Here is a 25,125-nt window from a genome sequence, read left to right on the forward strand (position 1 = left end):
CATCCTGTGCCGCTCGAATATTGGGTTACGCGGCCTGAGCTGTGGTTAAGCGGCGTGATGGTATTCGCTGATCACGCCTGCGACGACGGGCTTTCGGCGGATGGATCGCAGCCGGGGGGCGTTGTTGCCGGGCCTGGTGCGGCCGGTGCCCGTTGTAGTGGATCAGGTACTCGCGGAGCACGAGGGTCGGATGGCTTTCACTGAGGATCAGGGGCCGGTCCAGGAGTTCGCGGCGCAGGGTACCGATGACTCGCTCGCAGATGGCGTTCATCCTCGGCGTCTGCGGCAGGGTCGCAATGCCCCGAAGCCCTTCGGTTTTAAAGCTGAATGCGGAGGTGAAGATCGGGTCCTGATCGTGGATCAAGAACCGCATCCCGGCGATGCGGTCACCCACGTCCATGACCAGGTTGCGAGCCTGCTGCCGGTGGGGCGCCGGATCGATATCGGCCGAACGGATCTCCCACACGGTGGAGGCCGTGATCCTGTAGCCCAGGCGGGCCGACTCGCCTGGATCCGCCGATGCCCCCAGGTCGGGGTCTCCCGAGCCATCCAAACAATCACGGGTGCGGGGGCGTCCCAGGCATCGGTGAACGTTCACTTACGCGCTACTAGGTTTGTGACGCCAGCGAGCAAGATCGTCGCCTGGAGTGACGGGAAGCACCTCCGCCCGCCAGCCGCGTCACCAACCTCACGGGACAGAACAGCTAGGCCAGCCGCGACAACCCCGTGAGCCAGAGCCTGTCGGCATGATCCCACCGCGGTTGGCGATCGAGTTGACAGCGGAGCACCTGGTTCTCGTGACGCAGCACCAGCAGCTCAGCCTCTTTGGACAGGTCAGCGCAGATCGGCACCGCCACAAGGTCGAACAAGCACCACACCAACGTCCCCCGGAAGAGAGCCGTTGGCTGGACAGATCCGGTCGGCGGTGGCTTTGGCTTGTGCGTCGTCGTTGGTCGGATGGTGGCTGACTGGCTGCGGATGGGCTTTGACTGAGGACTGGGTGAGGGTTCGGGGCGCGGTGTTCTGGGTTTTCGATTGACAGTGGATGAGAGGCGAGGAGATGCTCTCGGGCGCGTTCACGGGAGTTCACGGAGCGGAGGCTTTCATGGAGGAGAACGCAGCGTATTCGCGATGGGGGTTGTGGGCGAGGACCGTTTGGGGACTGATGGTTGAGCGGTGGGGGTTATTGCGGTTCCTTGCTTGGGCTGGGCGAGTGGACTCTCTTGGGCTTGTTGGGGTTACGGGGGTGCTGGCGTTGGCGGCGCCGTTAATGGCGGTGGCTGCTGGTGAGCTGGTCGGGGCGGTTGCGCGTACGAAGGGCTTGGCGGGGGCGTTGCCTGCTTTAGGGGTCTTTCTTGGGGCGATGTTGCTGTATCAGGGGGCCTTGGCCGCTCAGCAGATCCTTGAGCATCGGGTTTCGTGGGCGATCGATGGTGGTGTGCGGCGGCGGATTCGAGAGCTGGCGGCGGCGCCGCGGGAGATCGGTCATTTGTCGGAGCAGAAGTTCATGGCTGATGCCGATCGGGCGACGGATCTGGGATTCACATGGCGGACGCGGTCTGCTGGGACGGCTGTGACGGCACAGGTGTATCTGCTTGGGCGTCTTACCAGTACCGTCGCGGCGGCGGTGGTGCTGGCGTTGTACCTTCCGCTCTTGTCCGTTGTGCTGTTGGCGGTCTGTCTGCTCAACCGAGCGGCGGTTCGGCGGCAGTGGGTACATCTCGTTGGGGTCGAGGACGAGGCGATCGGCGGGGAGCGGAAGACCGAGTACTGGTCGGAGGTGGCCGCCGGGCCTGCGGCGGGTAAAGAGGTGCGGCTGTTCGGGTTGGCCGGGTGGATCGTTGACAGGCGTCGGGCCGAGCATCACGCCTGGATGTCCGTCCGGTGGGCGGCCCGGCGAGAGATCGTCCGCCAGCAGGGGACGACCATAGGCCTCACCGCTCTCTCTGCGGTCGGTGTGCTCGTCGGTCCCGGTGTCGCTGCTGTCCAGGGCGTCTTGGACGCCGGTGAGCTGGCGACGTGCCTGGTGGCAGCGATGACGGTCTGGCACATCGGTATGCTCTTCGGCCAAGACCTGGACCTGGCGTACGGTCTCGGCGCGGTTCAGGCGCTGAGGCGTCTGGAGCTCTCGCACCGGGCGCCTGACGCGGAGACAGGGACCCGGGTCGGCCCGGGGGCGCTCGTCCACTTCGAGGCGGTCTCCTTCAGCTATCCAGGGGCGTCGCGGAAGGTTCTCGACGGGCTCGAGCTTGAGATCCGTCCAGGCGAGGTGCTGGCCGTCGTCGGAGCGAACGGCGAGGGAAAGACCACCCTAATCAAGCTCCTGGCCGGGCTGTACACGCCCACGAGCGGGCGGGTCACCGTGGGCGGTACCGATCTGGCCGAGGTCGACGTTGAGCACTGGCGGCGCCAGCTCACAGTGGTCTTTCAGAATTTTCTACGCTATCCCGCGTCGTTGCGCGATAACGTCGCGCTCGCCGCTCCCGAACACCCCGCCGATGACGAAGCCGTCCTCCTCGCACTCGAACGGGCGGGTGCTGGGGCGCTTGTGCGGACCCTTCCTCGCGGCCTCGACACCCCCTTGTGGCGCAGCGGGGAATCTGGACGGGATCTGTCGGGCGGGCAGTGGCAGAGCGTCGTGATCGCTCGTGCACTGTTCGCGGTGGCGCACGGCCGCCGTCTGGTCGTCTTCGACGAGCCGACCGCCAACCTTGATGTCCGGGCCGAGACGGAGTTCTTCCAGCGGGTCGTCAAGGCCATCGGGGACGCCTCGGCGGTGCTGATCTCCCACCGGCTCTCCACGATCCGGCATGCCGACCGGATCGTAGTCCTGCAGGACGGAAAGATCATCGAATCCGGCCGTCATGCCGACCTCATGCGCCGCGACGGTGCCTACGCGACCCTGTTCCGGCTCCAATCCGAGCACTTCGACACCGAGGCGGCCGCATCGTGACGAGACGATTCCAGACCGCGCGCCATCTGTTCCTGCTCGGGCTGCGCGCAGATCGCAGCGGTGTCTTTCTCGTCGCCACGTTGATCCTGGCGGCCTCGGCCGCGCTGGCCGGGACGGCGGCCGCCCAGCGCTGGATCGTGGAGGGCTCCGGTAGCGGTTCGGCGACCACAGTGCTCCTGGCCGCCGCACTCGGGATCGTGGTCATGACCGCGCAGACCGCGCTCACCCGCCTGCGCCAGCTCCGCTGCTCGGACCTGGGCGAGCTCGTCGCCCGCGATCTCGACCAGGAGGTGCTGGCCGCGGCGGCGAACGTCCCGACGATCGAGCACCTCGAGCATCCCGAGTACGCCGACCGGCTGACGAGTCTGCGCCAGGGGACACGGGACATGGCCGAGACCTGCTGGTTCGCCGCCGAGGCGGGCGGAGCGATCCTGGGTCTGGCGTTCGGCGTCTGGCTGTTGGCGCACGTCGATCCGCTGCTTCCCGCGGTCATGCTCGCGGCGGCTCCGATGCTCTATTGCACCTCCCGGGCGCGGAGGCTGGTCCGTGAGGCGCGGGAGTCATCGGCGTCGGCAGCGCGGCTTGAGAAGGAACTGCACGAGCTCTGCACACGTCCGGAGTCCGGAAAGGAGATCCGGGTGGCCGGAAGCGCCGCCGAGCTCGGGCACCGTGCCGCGGCGCTTTGGACGGAGGCCGGATGGTCCGAGTCCTGCGCCCGAATCAGGGCACTCCGCTGGGAGCTGGCTGGCTGGATCTGCTTCTTCGCGGCGATGGCGGCGGCGTTCACGGCGCTGATCCACCTCCGCCAGGAGGGGCGAGCGACCCCCGCGGACATCGTCATGCTGATATCGCTCATGGGCCAGCTCACCCAGCAGGTGTCCATCGCCGTGTACGGCGTGGGACGGCTCAGCGAGAGCGCCCGTACGATCGACCACTATGTCTGGTTCATGGAGTACGCGGCCCGAGCACGCCGCGGTGCGGCTTCTCCCCTGACCAGGTTGGCGCGGGGCATCGAGCTCCGCGGCGTGTCCTACTCCTATCGGGGTTCTGACCACCCGGTTCTCGACGGCATTGACCTCCACCTGGCCCCCGGGACGGTCGTGGGGCTCGTGGGGCTCAACGGCGCCGGGAAGACGAGCCTGATCAAACTCCTCACCGGCCTGAACGAACCCACGGCCGGCCAGATTCTGATCGACAGAGTCCCCCTGCCCGAGCTGTCCCCTGTGGAGTGGTCCGCGCGGTGCACGGCGGTGTTCCAGGACTTCGCCCAGTTCCAGACGCTCGTCCGCGAGACCGTCGGGGTTGGTGACCTGCCTCGTCTCGACGACCTCGACGCGGTGACCGCGGCGGTCTGCCGCGCCGGCGCTACGGCGCTCGTCTCAAGACTCGCCGACGGCCTGGAGACACAGCTCGGCCCGGTGTTCGACGGGGTCGAGCTGTCAGGGGGCGAAGGGCAGAAGCTCGCCGTCGCCCGCGGCCTGATGCGGCGCGAACCCCTCCTGCTGATCTTTGACGAACCAACCGCCGCGATCGACCCGGCGGCCGAGCACGAGCTCTTCCAACGATTCGCCGAGCAGGTGCGGGAAATGATCGCTGATTGCGGCGCGATCGCCATCTTGATTTCGCATCGATTCTCGACCGTTCGCATGACGGACAAAATTGTCGTCCTCGACCAGGGCATCATTGCAGAAGAGGGCTCCCATCATGAACTCATGAGCTCAGCGGGCCGTTACGCCGAACTTTATCGACAGCAGGCGAATGCCTACGCGGACAATGACTCCGCCGGCGCCGCGATCAATTGACGATCAATTTGCCCATCCGATAGTGTCAAGCCCAGCAAAGGCGAAGATCCGGCTATCGCTGGGGAGCTTGCGGAAGAAACGGCCAAATGAGGAACCGGACGGGTCGGCCCGTCACAGCCTTGACGATTGGTCGGCCGAATCTCCGGTCGGCAAGCGGGGTGAGAGGCCGATGCGGCCGACGACGATTTCCTCGCTGCCGTCGAGCACCGGGCGGCCGGTGAGGGCGGGAACAACAAATACGTCTTCTACGACGGACCGCCTTTCGCCAACGGCCTGCCGCGCTACGGCCATCTGCTCACTGGATACATTGACCCAATTTCATACTGGTCGGCGGTGGCTGATCACAGCATGATCGCGAGTCGGATGTTCGACCCCTGACGCAGAAGAGCCCCTGGTAGACGGGTTGATCACCACAACCATCACCGTCATCACCAGGAGCTCTGGGTGCTGTTCTATCGTGCCGGTCGATTTGTCGCGTTCAACGCTGAACTAGGTGGCCGGGCTGATCCGCAGGCAGCGCAAGGCGATCGGATCGGCCTGGCGGCTGCTGAACCCCGGCCAGCAGGCGCTGCCAGTCCTGGTCTACCTGCGTAAGGGCGAGACGCTCATCGAGCTCGGAGCGGGTTTCGGAGTGTCGACCACGACCGCGTGGCGGTACGTCGAGGAGACCGTGGCACTGCTGTCAGCCCGCTCGCCCAAGCTTGCCCAGGCGTTACAGAAGGCCAAGCGGGACGGGCTGCACTACCTGGTCCTGGACGGCACGCTGATCCGCATCGACCGGATCAAGGCCGACCGGCCCTACTACTCCGGCAAGCACCGGGTACACGGAATGAACGTGCAGGTCATCGCCTCCCCCGACAGGATGATCCTGTGGACGTCCGGAGCCCTGCCGGGCAAAGCCCACGACCTGAGCGCCGCCCGGATCTGGGGCATCCTTCGCGAGCTGGAGAAGGCCGGCATCATCACCCTGGCCGACAAGGCCTATCAGGGAGCCGAAAGACCGATCATCACCCCGTACAAGGGCAAGGACAAACCCACCTCACAGAAGCAGGCCAACCGATCCCATGCCAGGCTCCGCGGACCCGGCGAACGCGCGAATGCCCAGCTGAAGAGCTGGAAGATTCTGCGAAAGCTGCGCTGCTGCCCGCTCAAGGCCGGCCATCTGTGCAAGGCCATCACCGTCCTTCAAAACCACCGCGTCGCACAGACCGCACGAGGATGAAGAAGGGTCTGTGTTGAACACCCCCATCGCCGAGAGCAAGAAATGGCAGGCCCTGCTCCGATGGCTGGCCCTCGCGAAGATCTTGAAGGGAGACCATCCATGCGATCAGATCGTTCTGGTGTCTGCCCGCGCCGCCCGACAGTGCACAGTAATCACCCTTTCACTCGAACAAACTCAGGGCAATCACGTCCCGGATCCTTATCGTGTTTTCTCCGCGATCGGCTGGGGCTGCGGGCTGCGGCCGTAAAGATCCCCGTGCTCCTGATGCGGCGGCCTGGAGACGTGAACTTAGATCCACAGCTTCATCATAGGTACCGCATGTTGAACCGGAGACAGTCCTGCGTCACCCTGCTGACGGCGGACTGCGATTACATCGTGGTCGTCTGCTTGACACCGTCCGGTAATGGCGATGATGCTTCGGGTCGCAAATCCACCGACTCCCGAGGGCAGCGTCAGTCTTGGATACTCTCGATTGGACGAAGGGCGCCGTGCGCGCTGACACTGTCCGCTTGTACTGCTTACCGTTCGCAGGCGGCTCGGCGACGGTCTACCGCGACTGGGGTGCGATTCTGGGTTCGCGGTACCCAGTGGTGCCGGTGGATCTGCCTGGTCACGGTCGGCGGGTCCGCGAACCACTGTGTGGTTCACTCGATGCGCTGGCCGAGCTGCTGGTGACGGAGTTGTCGGAGGAGATGGGGTCAGGTTCTTACGCGATCTTTGGCCATAGTCTCGGGGGACTGCTCGCCTTCCAAATGGGCCACGAACTGGCCCGTCGCCGCCTACCGCTGCCCGTCCGGTTATTCATCTCCGCAGCGCGGTCGCCAGCCGAGCCGCATCCGTGCCTGCTGCATGAACTGTCCGATGCGGCGCTGGTCGACGCCCTGATCCGGTTGGCCGGCGATGTACCGTCGATCGACGGGCACCGGGAACTTATAGAGTTCATGCTTCCGGTTCTCCGCGCCGACCTACGACTCTCCGAGACGTGGCCCGGCCCATCGGCGCCGCCGCTCAGAGTTCCGGTTTCACTGCTGAGCGGCGCTAATGATTGGCTGGCGCCGCCGGCGCAGGTGGCATCTTGGCGCCGGTACTTCGATAGTGAGGTCGCCGTGCACAGCTACCCAGGCGGCCACTTCTACCTCGGCACCGAGTCCACTGCACTACTGCGGGACATCGGTCGCGCGTTGTCGCGGGTGGCTGGGGAGTGACCTCCCGCCACGCCAACGCGGTGTTGCCTCACACGGAGTCGTCGGTGCCGCCTGTGAGCGGCGACCGAGGTGGGTGCCGAATCTTGCCGGTGACCGCAGCAACGAGGTCCTGCCGCAGAACGATTCCCCTCGTGTCGCCGGGCACCGCCATGCACGACGCCGCTGTGCGAAAACGAGGTGCTCGAGGACGTCGGTCCCGCCGACCGCCAACAGCTATGAGGCCGAGTGCAAGGGGTTCGACGCAAGGCCCCTGCCAGGTCACGACACGACAACGTCTCACGATCCTGGTGTCTGCACCACGGGGTGAGGCGACTGCACTGTTCACGAAAGGTGCTGCCTACTGCCATGACCAATAGCCGCCGTTTCACTCCCTCGTTCGAGCAAGAGCGCGCTTACATCCTCGATTGTCTGGACGCGGCCGGACCCGCGCTGAACGGGCACCGAGCGATACTCGTGACTGGTCCTCTGCTGGCCAACACTGCACGTCAGGCGTTGCGGCGACTCACGAACCGGCACGAGATCCTGCGGACCGGGTTGGCCGACGAATCGGGGAGGCCGGTGCAGGTTGTAGCGGACAGCGTGGAGCCTGACCTGGTCATCGAAGACCTGTCAATGGCCGACGACCCGCTCCACTCGGCCCGCGAGCTCGCCGCTGCGTTCGTCGCGAGGCCCTTCGCGCTGGGCGCCGCGCCACTGTGGCGAATGCTCCTCGTTCGGCTAGACGCGGACCGGCACGTCCTGGTGCTGTCGATGCATGCGGCGGTCGCGGATGCGGAGACGCTCGTGCTTGTCTTCCAGGAGTTCTTCCAGCTCTACGGGGCAGCCGACCTGGAAGCAACGCCGCCCCGCCAGTACCGCGAGCATGTCGCCTGCCAGCGAGCAACGGATCCAGAACTCCTGGCGCAACAGGAGACCTACTGGCGCGAAACACTTGGCGGCAAGCCACAACCGGCGAGCCTGCCGACCTTCCGGCCGCGGCCTGCCACCCGGACGTTCCGGGCTGCGCGGCATCCGAGTCTCCTACCCACGGAACTCGTGGCGGACGCGGAGCGCCTAGCAGCCAGTGCAGAGGTCAGCCTCGCGTCGGTGTTGACGACGGGCTTCGCCGCGTTGCTCTACCGGTACGGCGCGCGAGAGGAGGTGACATTCGGTCAGGTCCTATCGACGCGAGGTGCCGACGAAACGATGCTCGGGCCGTGCAGTAACCCGGTCGCGGTGCGCGTCGTCATGGACACCGCAACCACCTTCGAGTCGGCACTAGGGCTAACCGCAGAACGCCTGACGCAGGCCGCAGCCCACCTGGATGTTCCGTTCCAGCGACTTGTCCGAGCGCTGAACGTGGAGCGGGAACCGGGCCGCACACCGCTATTCCAGCTTGTCTTCGACGTCGAAATGGATCTACCTCCGGCCGCAGAAGTGGCGCGGCCCCGGATGTTCGACGTCGCGGACTTCGATGTCGCGGCCGGGTTCGTCGACTACGACCTTCGCGCCACGGTTCGTCGTCGCGCCGAAGGGCTGACGGTCGATTGGATCTTTGACCCGGAGATTTTCGAGCCGCCGTTGATCGCCCAGGTAGCCAGCCACTTTGCGCAGCTGCTGGCAGCGGCGCTCGCCGACACACGTGCGCCGATCGCAGAGCTGAACTACTTCTCCACAATGGACATGGACGCGATACGGCAGCGATGGAACATCGACCGGACGCCGTACCGCAGCGAGTGCGTGCATCGCCTGATCGAGGAACAGGTCGAATGGTCCCCAGACGCCATCGCAATCGAGTTCGCTGGCGAACGCCTGACCTACGCGGACGTCAACCGGCGTGCCAATCGGCTCGCTCGGCATTTGAGGTCGCGCGGCATATCCGAGGGCGACATGGTTGGGCTCTGTATGGATCGGTCGGCCGACCTAATCGTCGCTGTACTTGCGATCCTCAAGGCGGCGTGCGCGGTGGTACCACTCGACGCCTCGTATCCGATCGAGCGGCTGCGCATGTCGATCGCGGACGCCGACGTCCGGACCGTGCTGACGACCGGCGCACCGATCCCGCGGTTCACCGGCGTGACCGAGATCCGGATGGACACGGAGCAGGCGGCGATCGACGCCTGCTCCGATACGAACCCGGACTATCCCTGCTCGCCCGATGCTGCGGTGTACTGCATCTACACCTCGGGCTCGACGGGTCTGCCCAAGGGCGTCGTTGTGGAGCATGCGGCCTTAGCGAACATCGTCGCTTGGCACCGCGACAGTTGGCTGGTCGACGTCGGAGTACGTACGCTGCTCTACTCGCCGATCAGCTTCGACGTCTCCTTCCATGAGATCGCCGTTGGGCTCTGCACCGGCGCGACGCTCGTGCAGGTCGACGAGGAGACTCGGCGCAACCCGATCGCGTTGCTGGAGTTCACCAGGCGGGAACGCATCGCCAAGTGGTACACGCCGTTCGTAACCCTGCAACAGATCGCGCAGGCGGCGCGGACAGTGGCGCCACCCGTCACGCTTCGGGAGCTGATCGTCGGCGGCGAGGTGCTGCGAATCACCCCCGAGATCCGGGATTTCGCTCGTCGGACCGGGTGCGTAATCCACAATCATTACGGCTCGACGGAGTGCATCGACGTCGCGACGCACACATTGTCCGGCGATCCGGCGCATTGGCCGAGCGTTGTTCCGATCGGCCGCGCCAACGTCCACAACATGAACCTCTACATCCTCGACGACGCGCGACAACTGCTACCCCCAGGCGTCGTCGGGGAACTTTACGGGGAAGGCGACAGCGTGTCGCGGGGTTACCACAATCGACCAGAACTGAACGCGGAGCGGTTCTTCCCAAGTACCTTCGGAATCCAGGGCAGTCGGCTCTACCGAATGGGCGATCTGGGCAGGTACCTCCCGGACGGGACAATCGAGTGTCTAGGCCGAGTGGATAGCCAGGTCAAGATCCGCGGGTTCCGAGTCGAGGTGAACGAGGTAGAAGCGGTCCTCGCCCAGCACCCCGCGGTCGCGGAATGCGCCGTCCGGGCCGCAACGGTCAAAGGGCGCACCTACCTCGGGGCCTACGCCGTCGCGCACGGCGGGCATGATCCATCCGGACTACCTGAGATGCTTCGGGCCTTCCTGGCGGACCGACTTCCGGACTACATGGTTCCAGTGGCCGTCGAATTGCTCGACGAGTTACCTTTGACGCCGAGCGGCAAGCTGGCTGTCCGGGCGCTACCGGACGTGCGAGCCGACCAATCGGAGGTTGGTCGGTCGGGTACCTCGACTCTGACCGAGACGATCGCCGGGATCTGGCGTGAACTGCTGGACCTGCCGTCGGTCCACGCGGGCAAGACGTTCTTCGAGTTGGGCGGGGACTCGATTCTCCTGGTGCAGGCGCATCAGCGCATCGAAGCGACTCTTGGCACGACGCTCCCGGCGACGACCTTGTTCCGGTATCCCACCATCGAGACTCTCAGCCGCTATCTCGAGGATTCCGGTTCGCCCGGCCACCAAGACCGATCCACCCAGCCGTCCGACCCTGATGGCCGGAGCATCGCCATCATCGGCATGGCCTGTCGGGTCCCGGGAGCAGACAACGTCAATGACTTCTGGTCGAACCTGCGTCGTGGTGTGGAATCCATCCTGCGACTGGCCAGTGCCGAAGCGGTGAACGTCAACAGCGATCGAACGCGGGATGCGCGCTTCGTACCGGTGTCCGCGACTGTGGACGGCATCGACATGTTCGATGCCGAGTTCTTCGGCTACAGCCCGGCCGAGGCAGCGGTGATCGACCCGCAGCAGCGACTCTTTCTTGAATGTGCCTGGGAGGCGATCGAGAACGCAGGTGTCGCCGTGGACGGTGGCCGCGTAGGCGTCTACGCGGGCGCGAGCCTTGGCACCTACCTCATCAACAACGTACTGCCAGCAAAGCTCGATTCGCAGCCGTACCTCAGCCATCGCCACTTCGACGAGGCCACCGACCTACGTATCGAGCAAGGCAACTCGCGCGACCACCTGCCGACGCGGGTCTCGTTCAAGCTCAACTTGAACGGTCCGAGCGTCAACGTCCAGTCGACCTGCTCCACGTCGCTCGTCGCCGTCCACATGGCCCGGCAGGCGCTGCTGAACGGCGAGTGTGACATCGCGCTCGCCGGCGGTGTCTCCATCATCACGCCTCAGAACACCGGGTACATGTGGCGGGATGGCATGATGCTGTCGTCCGACGGCCGCTGCCGCGCCTTCGACGCCGAGGCTGACGGCACGGTGTTCGGCAACGGCCTCGGCGTGGTAGTCCTCAAGCCTCTGTCCGTCGCGCTCGCGGATGGCGACCACATCTATGCGGTGATCAAGGGCTCGGCGGTTAACAACGACGGCGCCCTGAAGATGGATTACTCTGGTCCGAGCGTGAAGGCGCAGGCCGACGTCATCGCAGAGGCGCACCGGGTCGCAGGCGTTCGCGCAGACGAGATCTCCTATGTGGAGGCACACGGGACCGCAACCAAGCTCGGCGATCCGATCGAGATCGCCGGCCTGACCGAGGCGTTCCGGCGGAGCGCAACCTTTCCGGATCGCAAGGCCTACTGCGCCATCGGGTCGGTCAAGACGAACGTGGGCCATCTCGACGAAGCATCTGGCGTGGTGGGCCTCATCAAGACTGCGCTCAGCCTCTACCACCGCGAGATCCCGCCCAGCCTACACTTCACGGCGACCAATCCACTGGCCGCGATGGAGGAGAGCCCGTTCTTCGTCAACGCGGAACTGCGCGACTGGCCAGCGGTCGCGGGCTGCCCCCGGCGCGCCGGGATCAGCTCCTTCGGAATGGGCGGTACGAACTGTCATGTCGTCCTCGAGGAGGCGCCTACGCGGGAACCCGAGCCGCCATGTCAGGACCGACTGACCCATATCCTGCCCATCTCGGCCCCGACGATAGAGGCGCTGCGGGACAACATTCAGTGCTACCTGAGCCTACTGGAGCAGCCCGACGGCGCGAGCCTCGCCGACATCTGCTTTTCGGCAGCCACGGGCCGACGCCACTTCGACGCGCGTGTGGCAATACACGCCTCGGACGTCGAGAACATGCGCCACCAGCTTGCCACTGCGGTGGCCGAGCCGGATCTGGCCGGGATCGCCGCGAAGACCGGTGACCGACCGCAGATCGCGTTCCTCTTCACCGGTCAAGGTTCGCAGTACCGAGGCATGGGTCGTTTGCTGTACGACACCCAGCCCGTGTACCGGGAAGCCATCGACCGCTGCGACGCGATTCTGCGCCCGCTCGTCGGCTGGTCGCTCGTTTCGCTGCTATTCGGCGATGGCACCGAGGCGGACATCGACAACACCGGTAATGCGCAGCCAGCCCTGTTCGCAGTCGGATATGCGCTGAGTCGGCTGTGGGCATCCTGGGGTATCCGGCCCGACGTGTTGGTGGGCCACAGTCTTGGCGAGTATGTCGCGGCTTGCGTAGCCGGCGTGTTTAGCCTGGAGGACGGTCTGAAGCTGGTCACGGCGCGGGCAAAGCTCATGCAGGAGCTGCCACGTACGGGCGGGATGGCCCAGGTAAACGCTGGCCCAGAGACGGTCAAGCCATACCTGGTCGGCCGTCAGGGCGCCGTCTCGATCGCCGCAGTGAACGCGCCGGACTCCACGGTGATCTCGGGCCGCTCGGACGCGGTCGACGCCATCTGCGGCGAGTTGCTTCGAGACGGCGTCGAGACGATCCCCTTGAAGATCACGATCGCATCGCATTCGCCGTTGATGGAGCCGATGCTCGAGCCGTTCCGTACCGTGGCGGAGACGATCTGCTACTCACCGCCAGCGATCGACATCGTCTCCACGCTGACCGGCGCCCTGGTCCGGCGAGGCGAGATGGAGTCGGCCGACTACTGGGTGCGCCACATCGTGGACCCGGTGCTTTTCGACCAAGCGATGAGGGTCGTCGAGGAGTCGGGCGTCCGCGTGTTCGTCGAAGCTGGCGCCAAACCGACGCTGAGCAGCCTCGGGAGCCGGCGTCTGACACCGCGAGACGTCCTGTGGCTCCCAAGCATGACGGCACGCGATCAGGACGCCGCCGTCGGCAGCCTGCGTCGGCTCTACCTCGGCGGTGCTCACGTGGACTGGGCCGGATTCGATGAACCGTTCCACCGCCGCCGTGTGCCGGTTCCCACATACGCATTCCAGCGCAGCCGTCACTGGATCGAGCCTGAGCCGGTCGCTGATGACAACGCCGGACTCACGGTCGGGGGTGAGCCGACACGGACGTTCGAGGTCATCTGGGAGCCGTTCGACCCGAGGTTCGCGCGTCCTAGGCCGCGCCAGCGGTTCGTCGTCATCGGATCACCCCAGGGCTTGGGTCGTCGGCTGGCTGACGCGCTCCGCGCTCGAGGACACTCGTGCGCGGAGTACGGCTCGGCCCGCCAGGCCGCCGCAGGCATCGCATCGGGGCCGGAGGAGCTCCACGTGATCCTCACTCCGGAGGTGCCCGATGAACAGGACGTGCCGGGTGCCGCGGCAGCGCTGCTCGCAGAGGCGCGGAGGACGCTGGAGTTGGCGACCGGTGCGTCACCCGCGAGCAGCCTGTGGTTCGTCACCCGCGAGGGTCGCCTCGCCACGCCGATGTCGAACGCAGAGCTAGCACAGTCCGGGATGGCTGCGCTGGCCCGAAGTATCAACATGGAACATTCCGAACTCAACTGCATCGCGCTGGCCTTGTCCGCCGACGTCGACGGCACCAGCCTCGATTTAGCCGTGAGTCTGCTCGACGGTTCCGCGCCGTCGGACGAAGAGCAGTTGGCAGTGCACGGTGGCCAGGCCTACCGGGCTCGGCTCGTACCCGTCGCGGTCCCGCTCAGCGGGTCCGACCAACCGATCGACCTGCCGGTTCGCTCCGACGGCGTTTATCTGATCACTGGCGGCACATCCGGGCTTGGACTGCGGCTCGCCGTACAGGTCGCGCGAGCCAGGCCGAGACGCCTGGTGCTGATGAGCCGACGTGGGCAGCCGCCAGCCGAGGAATCCGCGGCTCGGACAGCCCTGCTTGCCACCGGAACGCCGGTGGAATTTGTGCAGGCCGATGTCGCCGACGAGGCGCGAATGCGACAGGTGCTTGCCGACTGTGGTCCCGATCTGCGCGGCGTGGTCCACTGCGCCGGCTCGCTCGACGACGGGATCTTCCTGAGGCAGACGCCGGAACGGTTCGCAACCGTACTGCGGTCGAAGGTCGACGGCGCCTGGAACCTACACAAGCACACGCACGAGAGGGGACTCGACTTCTTCGTCATGTTCTCCTCCCTGGCCTCGCTGATCGGCTACCGCGGGCAGGCCAGCTATGGATACGCGAACGGCTTTCTGGACGCTCTAGCCCGGCATCGTCGGCAGACCGGGCGGCCAGCACTCAGCGTGAGCTGGGGAAGCTGGGCCACTTCTGGGATGACGTCCCGGCTCGCTGAGCCAGAACTCAGTCGGTTGACAGAAGGCGGCGAGTCGTTCCTCACCGAGCGGACGGGCCTGGCCGCACTGGCTGTTCTCATGAACCAGCCCATGGCGCACGTCGCCGTCGCTGAGATGGATTGGTCGACGTTCGTCTGCTCCCGCCCGCGTACCACTTTGATGGTTCAGAAGCTCGCCCCATCGCAGCAGGGACCTGATCCGGCAACGGTCCGGGGCGATGCGGACCCAGGGTTTGCCGCGCGTTTGCGCGCGGCATCTCCGGATGTCGCGCGCGGGATCCTGCGTGACGCTGTCATCACGACGATCCAAAATGTGCTGGCAGGCGACGTCACGGATCCGACGCGCGGCTTCGTGGAGATGGGCCTCGACTCGCTCGGTGCGCTCGAGCTGCGCGGTAAGCTGCAACTCGTCCTAGGCGTCATCCTCCCGGCGACGGTTGCGCTGCAACACGCGTGCGTTGATGATCTTGTAGATTACCTTGGGGAGAAACACTTCGCGGCAGACATCAGCGCAATTCTGGCCGAGGACGTCACCACACAACCAGACGTTGTGCAACAGCTGGCTGCGCCGCCGAAGACACACACCGACACCGCGGTGGCCATCATCGGAATGGCCTGCCGCCTACCGGGTGCTGATTCGCCAGACGAGTTCTGGAAACTGCTGGCCGAGGGCAGGGACGCCATTCGGGAGGTCCCAGGTGAGCGCTGGGATGTCGACGAGTACTACGATCCGTCGCCCGATGCGCCGGGCAAGATGCACGTCCGCCGGGCCGCGTTCATCGACGACGTGGACTGCTTCGATGCCGAGTTCTTCCACATCTCGCCTCGCGAGGCGGCCTGCATGGATCCACGTCACCGCCTGCTGCTCGAAACGGCGTGGAGTGCGATTGAGTCTGCAGGGATCGACCCGGGATCGCTGCGCGGTAGCGACACAGCCGTGTACTTGGGCGGCGACGAGTTTCTCAACGACTACGCACGGCTCGCAGCGCCGCTGCTCGGCGTGGAGCCCTACGTGTCGACTGGCACCACACTGAGCTTCATGGCCGGTCGCGTCTCCTATAAGCTCGGCCTGCACGGACCGAGTATGGTGGTCGCCACAGCGTGCTCATCGTCGCTGGTCGCGATGCACTCAGCGGTGCGCGCCATCCGAAACGGCGACTGCGGCATGGCGCTTGTCGGAGCCGCGAAGCTCAACACTGACCCCTTCGAGAACATCCAGCTATCCAAGCTGGGGGTGCTCTCCGCCGAAGGCGTATCAAAGGCGTTCGACGCGGCGGCGGACGGCCTCGGCCGCGGCGAAGGTTGCGCGATGGTCCTGCTCAAGCGCTTGGATGAGGCGGTGGCCGATGGTGATCCCGTGCTCGCTGTGATCCGTGGAACCGCCCTCAACCATGACGGCCCCAGCTCAGGCCTGACGGTGCCAAACGCTCTGGCGCAGACACGCCTCATCACTGCGGCTCTGGCGGATGCCGGCGTCGACCCAGCGGATCTCACGTATGTTGAGACGCACGGCGCGGGTACGCAGCTCGGCGATCCAATCGAGATCAGTGCCCTGGGCGAGGCCGTACGTGGGCGGACCACACCGCTGCGGGTTGGATCCACCAAAGCCAACATCGGCCATCTCGAAGAGGCGGCCGGCCTCGCGGGGGTCATCAAGACAGTGCTCATGTTGCGCCACGACGCCATTCCCGCACAGATCCACTGCGAAGAGCTCACGGATAAGGTGGATTGGGCCAGTGTGCCCATTATGGTCGAGCGCACTGGCCTCGCCTGGCCGGACAGCGCTCCCCGGATCGCCGGGGTGAGTTCGTTCGGAGCGAGCGGGACCAACGCTCATGTCGTGCTGGAGGCATACGAGCAGATCTCGGCTTGCGCCGATGCGCAGCGCGGGCCGTTCGTCTTCACCTTCTCAGCGCGCGACGAGCACGATCTCGATGCGTCCATCCGTAGGTTTGTCAAGGACCTCGATCCGGCGGCGAATCCGGCCGCGGTCGCCTACACACTGCAGGCTGGCCGTACGGCGCTACGCTGTCGCCTAGCCGTAGTCGCCCCGGACATTGCGGTGCTGCGAGCCCGGCTGGCCGCGTTGCTCCAGGGCGAAGCGGACAGTACAGATGCGTTCCGCGGTGTTGTGCCGGGAGGAGCGCGAGGACTCGAGCCGGGCAAGACATCTCAGCTCGCACCGGGGTGGACGCACAGCGACCTGGCTCGACTCTGGTGCGATGGCCACCCGATCGACTGGCGCCAGCTGTACGGAGCTGCGATACCGCGCCGCGTCGCGCTGCCTACCTATCCGTTCAAGCGCATACGGCTGCGGATCGATGCCAGCCCCGCTCGGCCCTCGCAGACCGGCACGTGGCCCACGACACTCGGTCCGGTCGAACCCGAGATGACTGACGCACCACCGCCCAAGGAGCCCGACGTGCAGCCCGACCTGCGCCCCGCCGACACCGACGTGTTCGACAGCCTGCGAACTCACATAGCCATGCTCCTCGGCTTCCAGCCCGAGGAGCTGCAGGAGACAGCCTACTTCGACGAGCTAGGCGCCGATTCGCTGATCTTCATGCGGATCAGCCAGTTCGTACGCGAGCGGTTTGGCGCCGTCATCTCGTTCCAGCAACTGATAGAGGAGGCCGACACCCTGAAAAAGCTGGCCACCCTGGTGTCGGCGGCGGTGCCGTCCGTCATGGCCACGCACACGGGACCGGCGTCAGCGACCGTCGAGACCGAGTTTCCGTCCGGCCCGAGCACCCTTTTTAAAAACACGCCTACGGCCGAGCCGTTGACCGACCGGCAAGAGCGCTTCCTGGACAGGCTAGTTAACGCTTACGCTGCGCGAACCCCGAAGTCGAAAGCGGCGGCCGAGCGGGAGCGGTCGACCATGGCCAACTGCCGGATGCCCGCGTTCCAACTGCGCACCAAGGAGATGTCGTATCCCATTGTGGTGGATCGCTCGGACGGGGCGCGGTTCCATGACATCGACGGCAACGAGTACCTCGATATCTCGATGGGCTACGGCGTTCATCTGTTCGGCTACCAGCCACCGTTCGTGATCAATGCTTTGCGCGCGCAGCTCAACAAGGGCATCCACATCGGCCCGCAGGCCGACCAGGCCGGAGAAGTCGCGCGTCTACTCTGCGATCTCACCGGTATGGCGCGCGCGGTTTTCTGTAACTCTGGTACCGAAGCCGTCATGGCCGCTCTGCGCTTCGCCCGCGCGGCGACCGGGCGCACCGGCTTCGTCATGTTCGAAGGCTCCTACCACGGCTGGTCGGACCACACCCTGGCATTGCCCGCAGGTCAGGAGAACTCCATCCCGATGGCCCGAGGCATCGGGGCCGGCGTGATGAACGATGTCGTGGTTCTGGAGTACGGCGCGCCGCAGAGCCTGGACATAATTCGCGCCCTCGGTCCCGATCTGGCTGCGGTGCTGGTCGAACCGGTCCAGAGTCGGCGGCCGGACCTCCAGCCGAAGGAGTTCCTCCGGCAGCTGAGGGACATCACACGCGCCACCGGTACTGCACTGATCTTCGATGAGATCGTTACCGGTTTCCGAGTGCATCCCGGCGGCGCCCAGGCGTGGTCGGGGGTGGACGCCGACATCGTCACATACGGCAAGATCCTTGGCGGAGGACTGCCGATCGGCGCCGTCGCTGGCCGCGCCGAGTTCATGGACACGATCGATGGCGGTAAGTGGAATTATGGCGACGATACGAGCCCGACCGTGCCCACGACTTTCTTCGGTGGGACGTTCAACAAGAATCCGCTGTCCATGGTGGCTGCGCACGCGGTGCTGACCCATCTCGCGGCGGAGGGACCACAACTCCAGGAAGGTCCGGCCGACCATGTCGCCTGGCTCGCTGCGGACTTCAACGCTTTCTGCCGCCGGGAGAACTATCCGCTGCGGATCGTCCATTTCTCATCGGTGTTCCGCTTCATCGGTGAAGGTGAGTACAGCCTCCAGCGATTCCCCCTGGCCATAGATCTGTTCTTCCACCAGCTCGCGCTGCTCGGCATCTACGTTCTGGAGACGAGAGTCTGCTTCCTCTCCACGAGCCACACACGCGACGACGTCAAGTTCATCGCAGAGACTGCGAAAGCGTGCCTACGGTTGTTGCGCGACGGCGGCTTCTTCGGGCCGCCACCGGGCGTCGTGCGAGCCCACGTCCAGGCCCGCGACCGGTTTAGCCTGGACGCGACGCTCGACAGCGACTTTGCAGTGCGTCCCGTTGCCGCCGCTGCGGCGCGTCGGGAGACGACCGATAGCGTCCTACTAACCGGGGCAACCGGCTACCTCGGCGCTCATCTGACTCGGGATCTGCTCCGTCAGAGCTCGGCGCGCGTGCATTGTCTGGTGCGGGCGCGGGATTCGGCGCACGCTCACGAGAGGGTGATCGCCAATCTCGCGGCACACGGCTGCCTGGATGAGGCGGCTCACACGCGCCTCGTCTGCATCCCCGCCGATCTGGCCTCGCCGCGATTGGGGCTTCCGAAGGACAGATGGCAGCAACTGGCTTACGAGGTCGGCGCGGTATACCACAACGGCGCACAGGTCAATTCGCTGCTGCCGTACGAGAGGCTACGCGCCGCCAACGTCGAGGGGACGCGGGAACTGTTGCGACTCGCCGTCGACGGCCGAACCAAAGAATTCCACTACATCTCATCCGACGCGGTCTTTGACGCCTACGGCTACCTTCGCCAGGCGACCATCTACGAGGACGAGCCGCTTGCCCACAGTGGCAGTCTGTACGGCGGCGGCTACGCGGAGACCAAGTGGGTTTCCGACAAGTTGGTCGAGAACGCGCGCGCGGCGGGCCTACGCGCGTCCATCTATCGGCCCGGTGCGCTCACCGGTGCGCTCACCGGCGGATGCGGCCAGCTCGGCGACTTTTTGACGCGCTTCATCAAGGGGGTCATTCAGCTCGGCTCCTGTCCTGAGCTCGACGCAACGATCGACTTCGTGCCAGTTGACGTCATCTCCCGGACGATCGTGGAGCTTGCGCAGTCCAACTCTCCCGAGCGGACCTATCACTTGACCCATCCCAATCCGATCACTTACCTCGAATTCGTCGCCGCCATTCGTGATGCGGGCTACGCGCTGGAGGTCGTGCCCCTGCACGCTTGGGAGGCGACGCTGGACCAACTGCGGTACGAGAATGACAACGCGCTGTATCCGTTGCTGCCGCTGTTCACGGAGTCGTCAGCGCCGGTGTTCCGGGGGGCGCGCCTCGATGTCGCCAACGCGCTCGGTGGCGCGCGGACTCTGGGCGAGACGTGTCCGCCGATCCGCCATCTCTTGCCGCTCTACCTGGGTCGGTTCGCGGCCGAGGGCTTCCTGCCGCCACCGGCCGGGCAGCCCGCAAGGTGAGCGTCGGCGACATGGAGCACAGGTGCATTCGCGGGCATCTGGGTCGGCCGCTCTCCGGCACCGAGTCGATCACGGTTCGTCGATCGTCCATTCGGACGGCGGACTGGACAGGGTGGCCCGGATCGCACCCAGTTCTCCTACACCGACAACACCTCGCCAACCTCCGTCTACTGTCTCGACGTGTTTACGCGCGAAGTAACGCTGTGGGCGACGGCATCGGGCGCGGTAAAGATACCGGCCATGAGCACGCGCCAAGTGACCTATCCGTCGTACGAGGACATGAAGCTGCGGATTCACGTCATCCCCCGGTCGGGTCCGGCCAGTCCCGCTCCGGCTGGCCCGTTCGGGAACGGCGCCTCCGGCGCCAGCCTGACGCCGGAGGCGACACTCGGGTGTCGATCCGCTGTACACCCGCAAGCGTGCACTGCAGTGCAGTATGCAAATGGCTCGGCTGCTACGGTACCCCCTGCGCAGGGAGTCAGTGGTCGGGCGCAAAGGCCGGTCGCTTGCCCAAGCAGGCGACGTATACGCTGAGGCCCTGGCGTTCTTCGCTCACCGAACCCGGCCTCGGCACCACGCAACCTATTGGGCGGAAAGGCGAGTGTTGATGGTGGTCGACGACGGGGCTGGCGACAAGCCCAAGGAGGCGTGCGGCGTATTCGGCATCTGGGCGCCCGGCCAACCTGTGTCACACATGGTTTACCTCGGCCTGTTCGCGCTGCAGCACCGCGGGCAGGAGTCCGCTGGCATCGCGGTCGCCGATGGCGACAAGGTTGTGGTCGACAAGGATATGGGCCTGGTGTCCACAATCTTCGACGAGCATCGGCTTGCCGCCCTTTCCGGCCATGCCGCGATCGGGCATACGCGCTACTCGACGACCGGTGCAAGCACATGGGTCAACGCGCAGCCAGTGTTCCGATCGGCCGACGCCTATTTATTCGCATTGGCCCACAACGGCAATCTCACCAATACCCGTGAATTAAGCGCTGAGAGTGGCGTGCTGGGGAGCGACAGCGATCTAGTGGCCGAGCTCCTGGCCGCCGAGCTCATTGCCGGCACGGTAGCGTCTCTCCCGGAGGCGCTACACCGGGTCCTCCCGCGTCTCGTTGGCGCATACTCACTGACGATCATGAGTAGCGACGAGGTGATTGGCGTACGAGACCCGAACGGATTCCGGCCTCTGTTCCTGGGGCGCCTGACCGACGGATGGGTGCTGGCCTCCGAGACACCGGCGTTGGACGTCGTCGGGGCGACGTTAGTTCGGGAAGTTGAGCCGGGCGAGATCGTGGTGATCGGAGATAGCGGCGTCCGGTCTATGCGGTTCGCCCCGAAATCCCATCGCCAGTCTTTCTGCTCGTTCGAGCACGTCTACTTCGCACGCCCGGACGGGGTTCTGGGCGGGCAGAACGTGCATCGAGTACGCCAGAGGATGGGTGTGGCGCTTGCCCGTCTCGCGCCCGCGGATGCGGACGTGGTGGTACCCATACCGGATTCCAGCGTTCCCGGCGCGCAGGGCTATGCCCAGGAGTCGGGAATCCCGTATGTCGATGGGTTTGTGAAGAATCGATACATCGGTCGGACGTTCATCGCACCGACGCCCGAGCTTCGTCGGCGCGCGGTGCGGATCAAGCTCAACCCGGTGCGCGGCAATGTCGAGGGCAAGCGCGTCGTGGTGATCGAAGACTCGATCGTACGAGGGACCACGTTACGTGAAACGTTGGGCATGTTGCGTAGCGCTGGCGTCCTTGAGATCCACCTGCGGGTACTCTCACCGCCATATCGCTGGCCATGCTTCTACGGTATGGACACCGTGGACCGATCACAGCTGCTGGCTGCGGTTCACACGGTCGACGAGATCCGTGAGATCTTCAGTGTCGACACCCTTGCCTATCTGGACATAGACAGCATGGTGGAGGCGATCGGGCCAACTGACGGTGGCTTGTGCACCGCCTGCCTCACCGGCGACTATCCGACGAAGCTCAGCGCGGAGCAGCTGGCTGACTTGTGACCTGTGACAGCCGGTATCGGGCTTCGAAGGGGGTCAGTCAATACGCCTGGTCTGGCAGGAGTTCCGGCCAGTCGCGATCACTTCCGCGCCGAACTCGATCGTTTCCGAGGCGTCGAGTCTCTACTTCAGCGTGTGGCGTCGGGCATATTCACCGTTATGTACGGGTGCTCTTGGTCGAGCCATTCGCTGGTCAGCCATGCTCCTGTGGTCTGGTCGATGACCGCGAGCCAGCCGGCTCGCCAGTCGTAGCCGTCGCCGCCGCCCTAGAACTCGAGGAAGAAGTCCATCATTACCTCAAGTTCTGGCCAGCTGCTGATACCAGGCTAGCGTTCCGAGTTGCCGGGGAAGAGCGCCTCGATCGTCAGTATGAGCCGCCACCGACGGCGAGGCTCAGTTGGTTGACGACGTCCCACTCACCGATGTCGAGTTTGTCTCGGCCCAGACCCTCTGCCACGTCGAGCAGGTCCCACTCAACCCAACCGACTACATGACCGGCGCTCTGGAGACCGTTGGCGGCGGATCAGCTCCGTCGCTCCCGCTCGCGCGCCAGCAACCTCGGGTAGCTGTGATCGGTGATGAACTCGGGGAAGTCCGACGCCAGTGTGATCCGTTCGAAAAGATTCAGAGCAGTCTGCAGGTCGGCATCGTCGTCGAGTAGCGCCCGCTCTTTGGCGGCAATGTCCCGGATCAATCCGGCCGAGATCGGGGTTCCGTCGTCCAGCGAGGTGCCGTGGTGCAGCCATTGCCACAACTGAGACCGGGCGATCTCGACCGTGGCGAGGCCTTCCATCAGCCCGAAGATCCTTGCCGAGCCGTTGCCGGCCAGCCACGCCCGCAGGTAGCGAATCGACACGGCGACGTTGGCGTGCAGCCCAGCCCAGGTCACTGCGCCGGGCGTACGGTCCACGGCGAGCAGGTCGTCACGGGTCACCCTGCTCAGCCGCCGCCGATCGATCTGGTGGGGACGCCCGGCGAAAGCGCGTGTGAACGGTTCCGCACAGGTCGCGACCAGGTCCGGATGCACAACCCAGGAGCCGTCGAAGCCCTCGTCCGCCTCGCGTTGCTTGTCCTCACGTACGGCGGCATGCGCCCGGGCGGATGCCGCCGGATCGTTGCGGTCCGGCACCATCGCGGCAACCCCGCCGATGGCGTGCGCGCCGTACCGGTGGCAGGTCTCGATCAGCAGTTCCGCGTACGCCTTGAGGAACGGTACCGTCATCGCCACTGCCGCTCGGTCTGGCAACACGAACTCAGGCCGATGCCGGAAATTCTTGATCACGCTGAACAGATAGTCCCAGCGGCCAGCAGCGAGCCCAGCCGCATGGTGGCGCAACGCGTACAAGATCTCGGGTATCTCAAACGCCGCCGTGATGGTCTCGATGATCACCGTGGCGCGAACGCTGCCATGTGGCACCCCGAGCAACTCCTGTGCGAAGCAGAACACGTCGTCCCACAACTCCGCCTCGACGCTGTCCTCTACCTTCGGCAGGTAGTAGTACGGCCCGCTGCCGCGTTCCAGCAACTCGACCGCGCAGTGGAAGAAGTACAACCCAAAGTCAACCAGCGCGGCCGCCATCGGCTCCCCGTCGATCAGCACGTGACACTCGTCCAGGTGCCAGCCGCGGGGCCGCACCACGATAGTCGCTCGCTGCCGGTAATCACCCGACTCCCGGACCACCGCGACAAGCGTTGCGTATGCGGTCACCAGGTTATGCCAGGACGGCGTGGTCGCGTCCTCCAGGTCGGCGATCCACACCTGGGCCCCGGAGGCGAGCGCCTTTGCCGCGATCCGGGGCGTCACCGGCCCTGCGATCTCCACTCGCCGGTCCAGCAGGTCGACGGGACAGTCAGCCACCCGCCAGTTCCTAGAGGACGCCTCCATGAACGCAGGGAATTGCGGCTTGCAGCCGTTGAGCAGCGTCATCCTGCGCTCGGCACGGCCAATCAGTAACCGCCGTCGGGCTTCCGCGAACCGCGTATGCAGCTGTGCCAAGAAGTCGAGCGCCTGTGGGGTGAACAACGATGCCTGCGTGCCGGTTGCCGCGGCAACCTCGATCCTGCTGCCCATTTCTCGCTTGGACCGCACGCGGCCTCCTGACCCCGACGGTACCTTGTGCTCCGCGTTGATAGTCACGCCGTCCCTTCTGACCGGGCTGTCTGCGACTTGCAGACCAGCTCAGGAGGCTCGGGGTGGGCGACGGCGAATCTGCGTGGGACACTCGCGACGTCGAGCTGCACGTACCGGCTGCCGATGAGCACCGGATCCCACGAGCCGGGGTCGATGCCAACGCTGTGCAGATCGTTCGCGAACGGCTGCCAGTCCAGAACTCCGTCGCCAGCGCCAACCGTGTCCAGTGTGGACAGCAACCGCCGCGCGGCCTGCGCGCCTCGGGCGTCGCGGCCAACAGCCGTCAGGGTGTCGCGCAGTCGCGCCAGCGCGGCTGCGGAGTCCAGGTCGTGCGCCTCGGTCTCGCGATAGAGCGCGTCGATGTGCGCGATCAGCCGTGTCCTGGCGTCGTCGGGCACGGGGCCAGTCATCGCCGAATAGAGGTCGCCCGCCGAGGGACCGCAGATGATCGCCGACTCCCGGATCATGTCGAGCGGTTCGTCGGACGTGTGCACAAGGACTACAAGCGGGCCCTGTGCCTCGATCAGGGTTCTGAGATGTCCGGCAGTCCGCCGCTCCGGCCGGGCAGGCCCCTTAAGCCGGGTCAGCCGGAGACTGCCCGGCACGTCCGGCTCGGGAGCCTCGTCCCGCAGTACGACGAGAAGCGAGTCGGACCGGCCGCAGACGAGATCACCGATTGTGTTGCTGTCGGGCGTCGACGATTGCGACTGATAGAACCACAGACCGCTGACGATGGCGGGATCGAGACGCACCCGCACAGTGGCAACTGGTCGGAAGCCGTGTTGCTCAACGAACGTCAGGCAGCGCCCTGCCATCCGCTTGGCGAGGCAGTCCGGCTGGATGAGGAGGAAGGCGTGGTGCCGCAGCACAGCGGCCAGTGACTCACTAAGTGCCTCGTACGCGGAGAGGAATGCCTGTTCAAAGGCGGGGTCGTCGGCGAAAGTCTCAATCTTGGACCGATCCGCGGTGAACATCCGCCAACAGTCGTCATGCACCAGCTCAGTAAGGAGACTCTTTGACATCGTGC

Annotated in this window: 10 protein-coding genes and 2 pseudogenes; 8 read left to right on the plus strand and 4 right to left on the minus strand. The window is 65.5% G+C overall.

Annotated features, from left to right (window positions below):
* Nucleotides 1–25: 25 nt before the first annotated feature.
* Together KIK09_RS58375 and KIK09_RS40370 are read right to left on the minus strand one after the other, a co-directional pair.
* Nucleotides 26–466, minus strand: a complete 441-nt coding sequence (locus KIK09_RS58375; RefSeq protein WP_214324778.1) for an integrase core domain-containing protein — start codon at nucleotides 464–466, stop codon at nucleotides 26–28.
* 238 nt (nucleotides 467–704) lie between these two features.
* Entirely contained in the window at nucleotides 705–869 is a 165-nt protein-coding gene (locus KIK09_RS40370; protein WP_214324779.1) for a hypothetical protein, read from the minus strand.
* Nucleotides 870–1,045: 176 nt separating this feature from the next.
* On the opposite strand from KIK09_RS40370, the gene KIK09_RS40375 reads away from it, so the two are divergent.
* From KIK09_RS40375 to purF, 8 genes and pseudogenes are all read left to right on the plus strand, one after another.
* Nucleotides 1,046–2,953, plus strand: a complete 1,908-nt coding sequence (locus KIK09_RS40375; protein WP_214324780.1) for an ABC transporter ATP-binding protein — start codon at nucleotides 1,046–1,048, stop codon at nucleotides 2,951–2,953.
* A complete protein-coding gene (locus KIK09_RS60280; RefSeq protein ID WP_214324781.1) occupies nucleotides 2,950–4,755 on the plus strand; it encodes an ABC transporter ATP-binding protein in 1,806 nt (601 codons plus the stop codon). The genes KIK09_RS40375 and KIK09_RS60280 overlap by 4 nt, the downstream gene beginning before the upstream one ends.
* Nucleotides 4,756–4,986: 231 nt before the next feature.
* A pseudogene (locus KIK09_RS60760) lies at nucleotides 4,987–5,133 on the plus strand (hypothetical protein); the annotation flags it as partial.
* Nucleotides 5,134–5,199: 66 nt separating this feature from the next.
* Nucleotides 5,200–5,977, plus strand: a pseudogene (locus KIK09_RS40390) (transposase family protein).
* Nucleotides 5,978–5,987: 10 nt separating this feature from the next.
* The gene (locus KIK09_RS40395; RefSeq protein WP_214324782.1) at nucleotides 5,988–6,224 is read left to right on the plus strand and encodes a hypothetical protein; all 237 of its coding nucleotides are present in this window, start codon (nucleotides 5,988–5,990) and stop codon (nucleotides 6,222–6,224) included.
* A 211-nt stretch (nucleotides 6,225–6,435) separates the two neighbouring features.
* Entirely contained in the window at nucleotides 6,436–7,182 is a 747-nt protein-coding gene (locus KIK09_RS40400) for a thioesterase II family protein (RefSeq protein WP_214324783.1), read from the plus strand.
* Between the two features lie 345 nt (nucleotides 7,183–7,527).
* The gene (locus KIK09_RS40405; RefSeq protein WP_214324784.1) at nucleotides 7,528–19,962 is read left to right on the plus strand and encodes a non-ribosomal peptide synthetase/type I polyketide synthase; all 12,435 of its coding nucleotides are present in this window, start codon (nucleotides 7,528–7,530) and stop codon (nucleotides 19,960–19,962) included.
* A gap of 607 nt (nucleotides 19,963–20,569) precedes the next feature.
* Nucleotides 20,570–21,970 carry an amidophosphoribosyltransferase gene (purF, locus tag KIK09_RS40410; RefSeq protein WP_214324785.1) on the plus strand — a complete coding sequence of 467 codons (1,401 nt, stop codon included), beginning with the start codon at nucleotides 20,570–20,572 and terminating at the stop codon, nucleotides 21,968–21,970.
* A gap of 520 nt (nucleotides 21,971–22,490) precedes the next feature.
* Here the strand turns inward: purF and KIK09_RS40415 are convergent.
* Nucleotides 22,491–24,038, minus strand: a complete 1,548-nt coding sequence (locus KIK09_RS40415; protein ID WP_214325085.1) for a malate synthase — start codon at nucleotides 24,036–24,038, stop codon at nucleotides 22,491–22,493.
* A 62-nt stretch (nucleotides 24,039–24,100) separates the two neighbouring features.
* The gene (locus KIK09_RS40420; protein ID WP_214324786.1) at nucleotides 24,101–25,072 is read right to left on the minus strand and encodes a nucleoside-diphosphate kinase; all 972 of its coding nucleotides are present in this window, start codon (nucleotides 25,070–25,072) and stop codon (nucleotides 24,101–24,103) included.
* Between the last annotated feature and the right edge of the window lie 53 nt (nucleotides 25,073–25,125).

Source organism: Nonomuraea sediminis (genome assembly GCF_018531495.1).
GTDB lineage: Bacteria > Actinomycetota > Actinomycetes > Streptosporangiales > Streptosporangiaceae > Nonomuraea > Nonomuraea sediminis.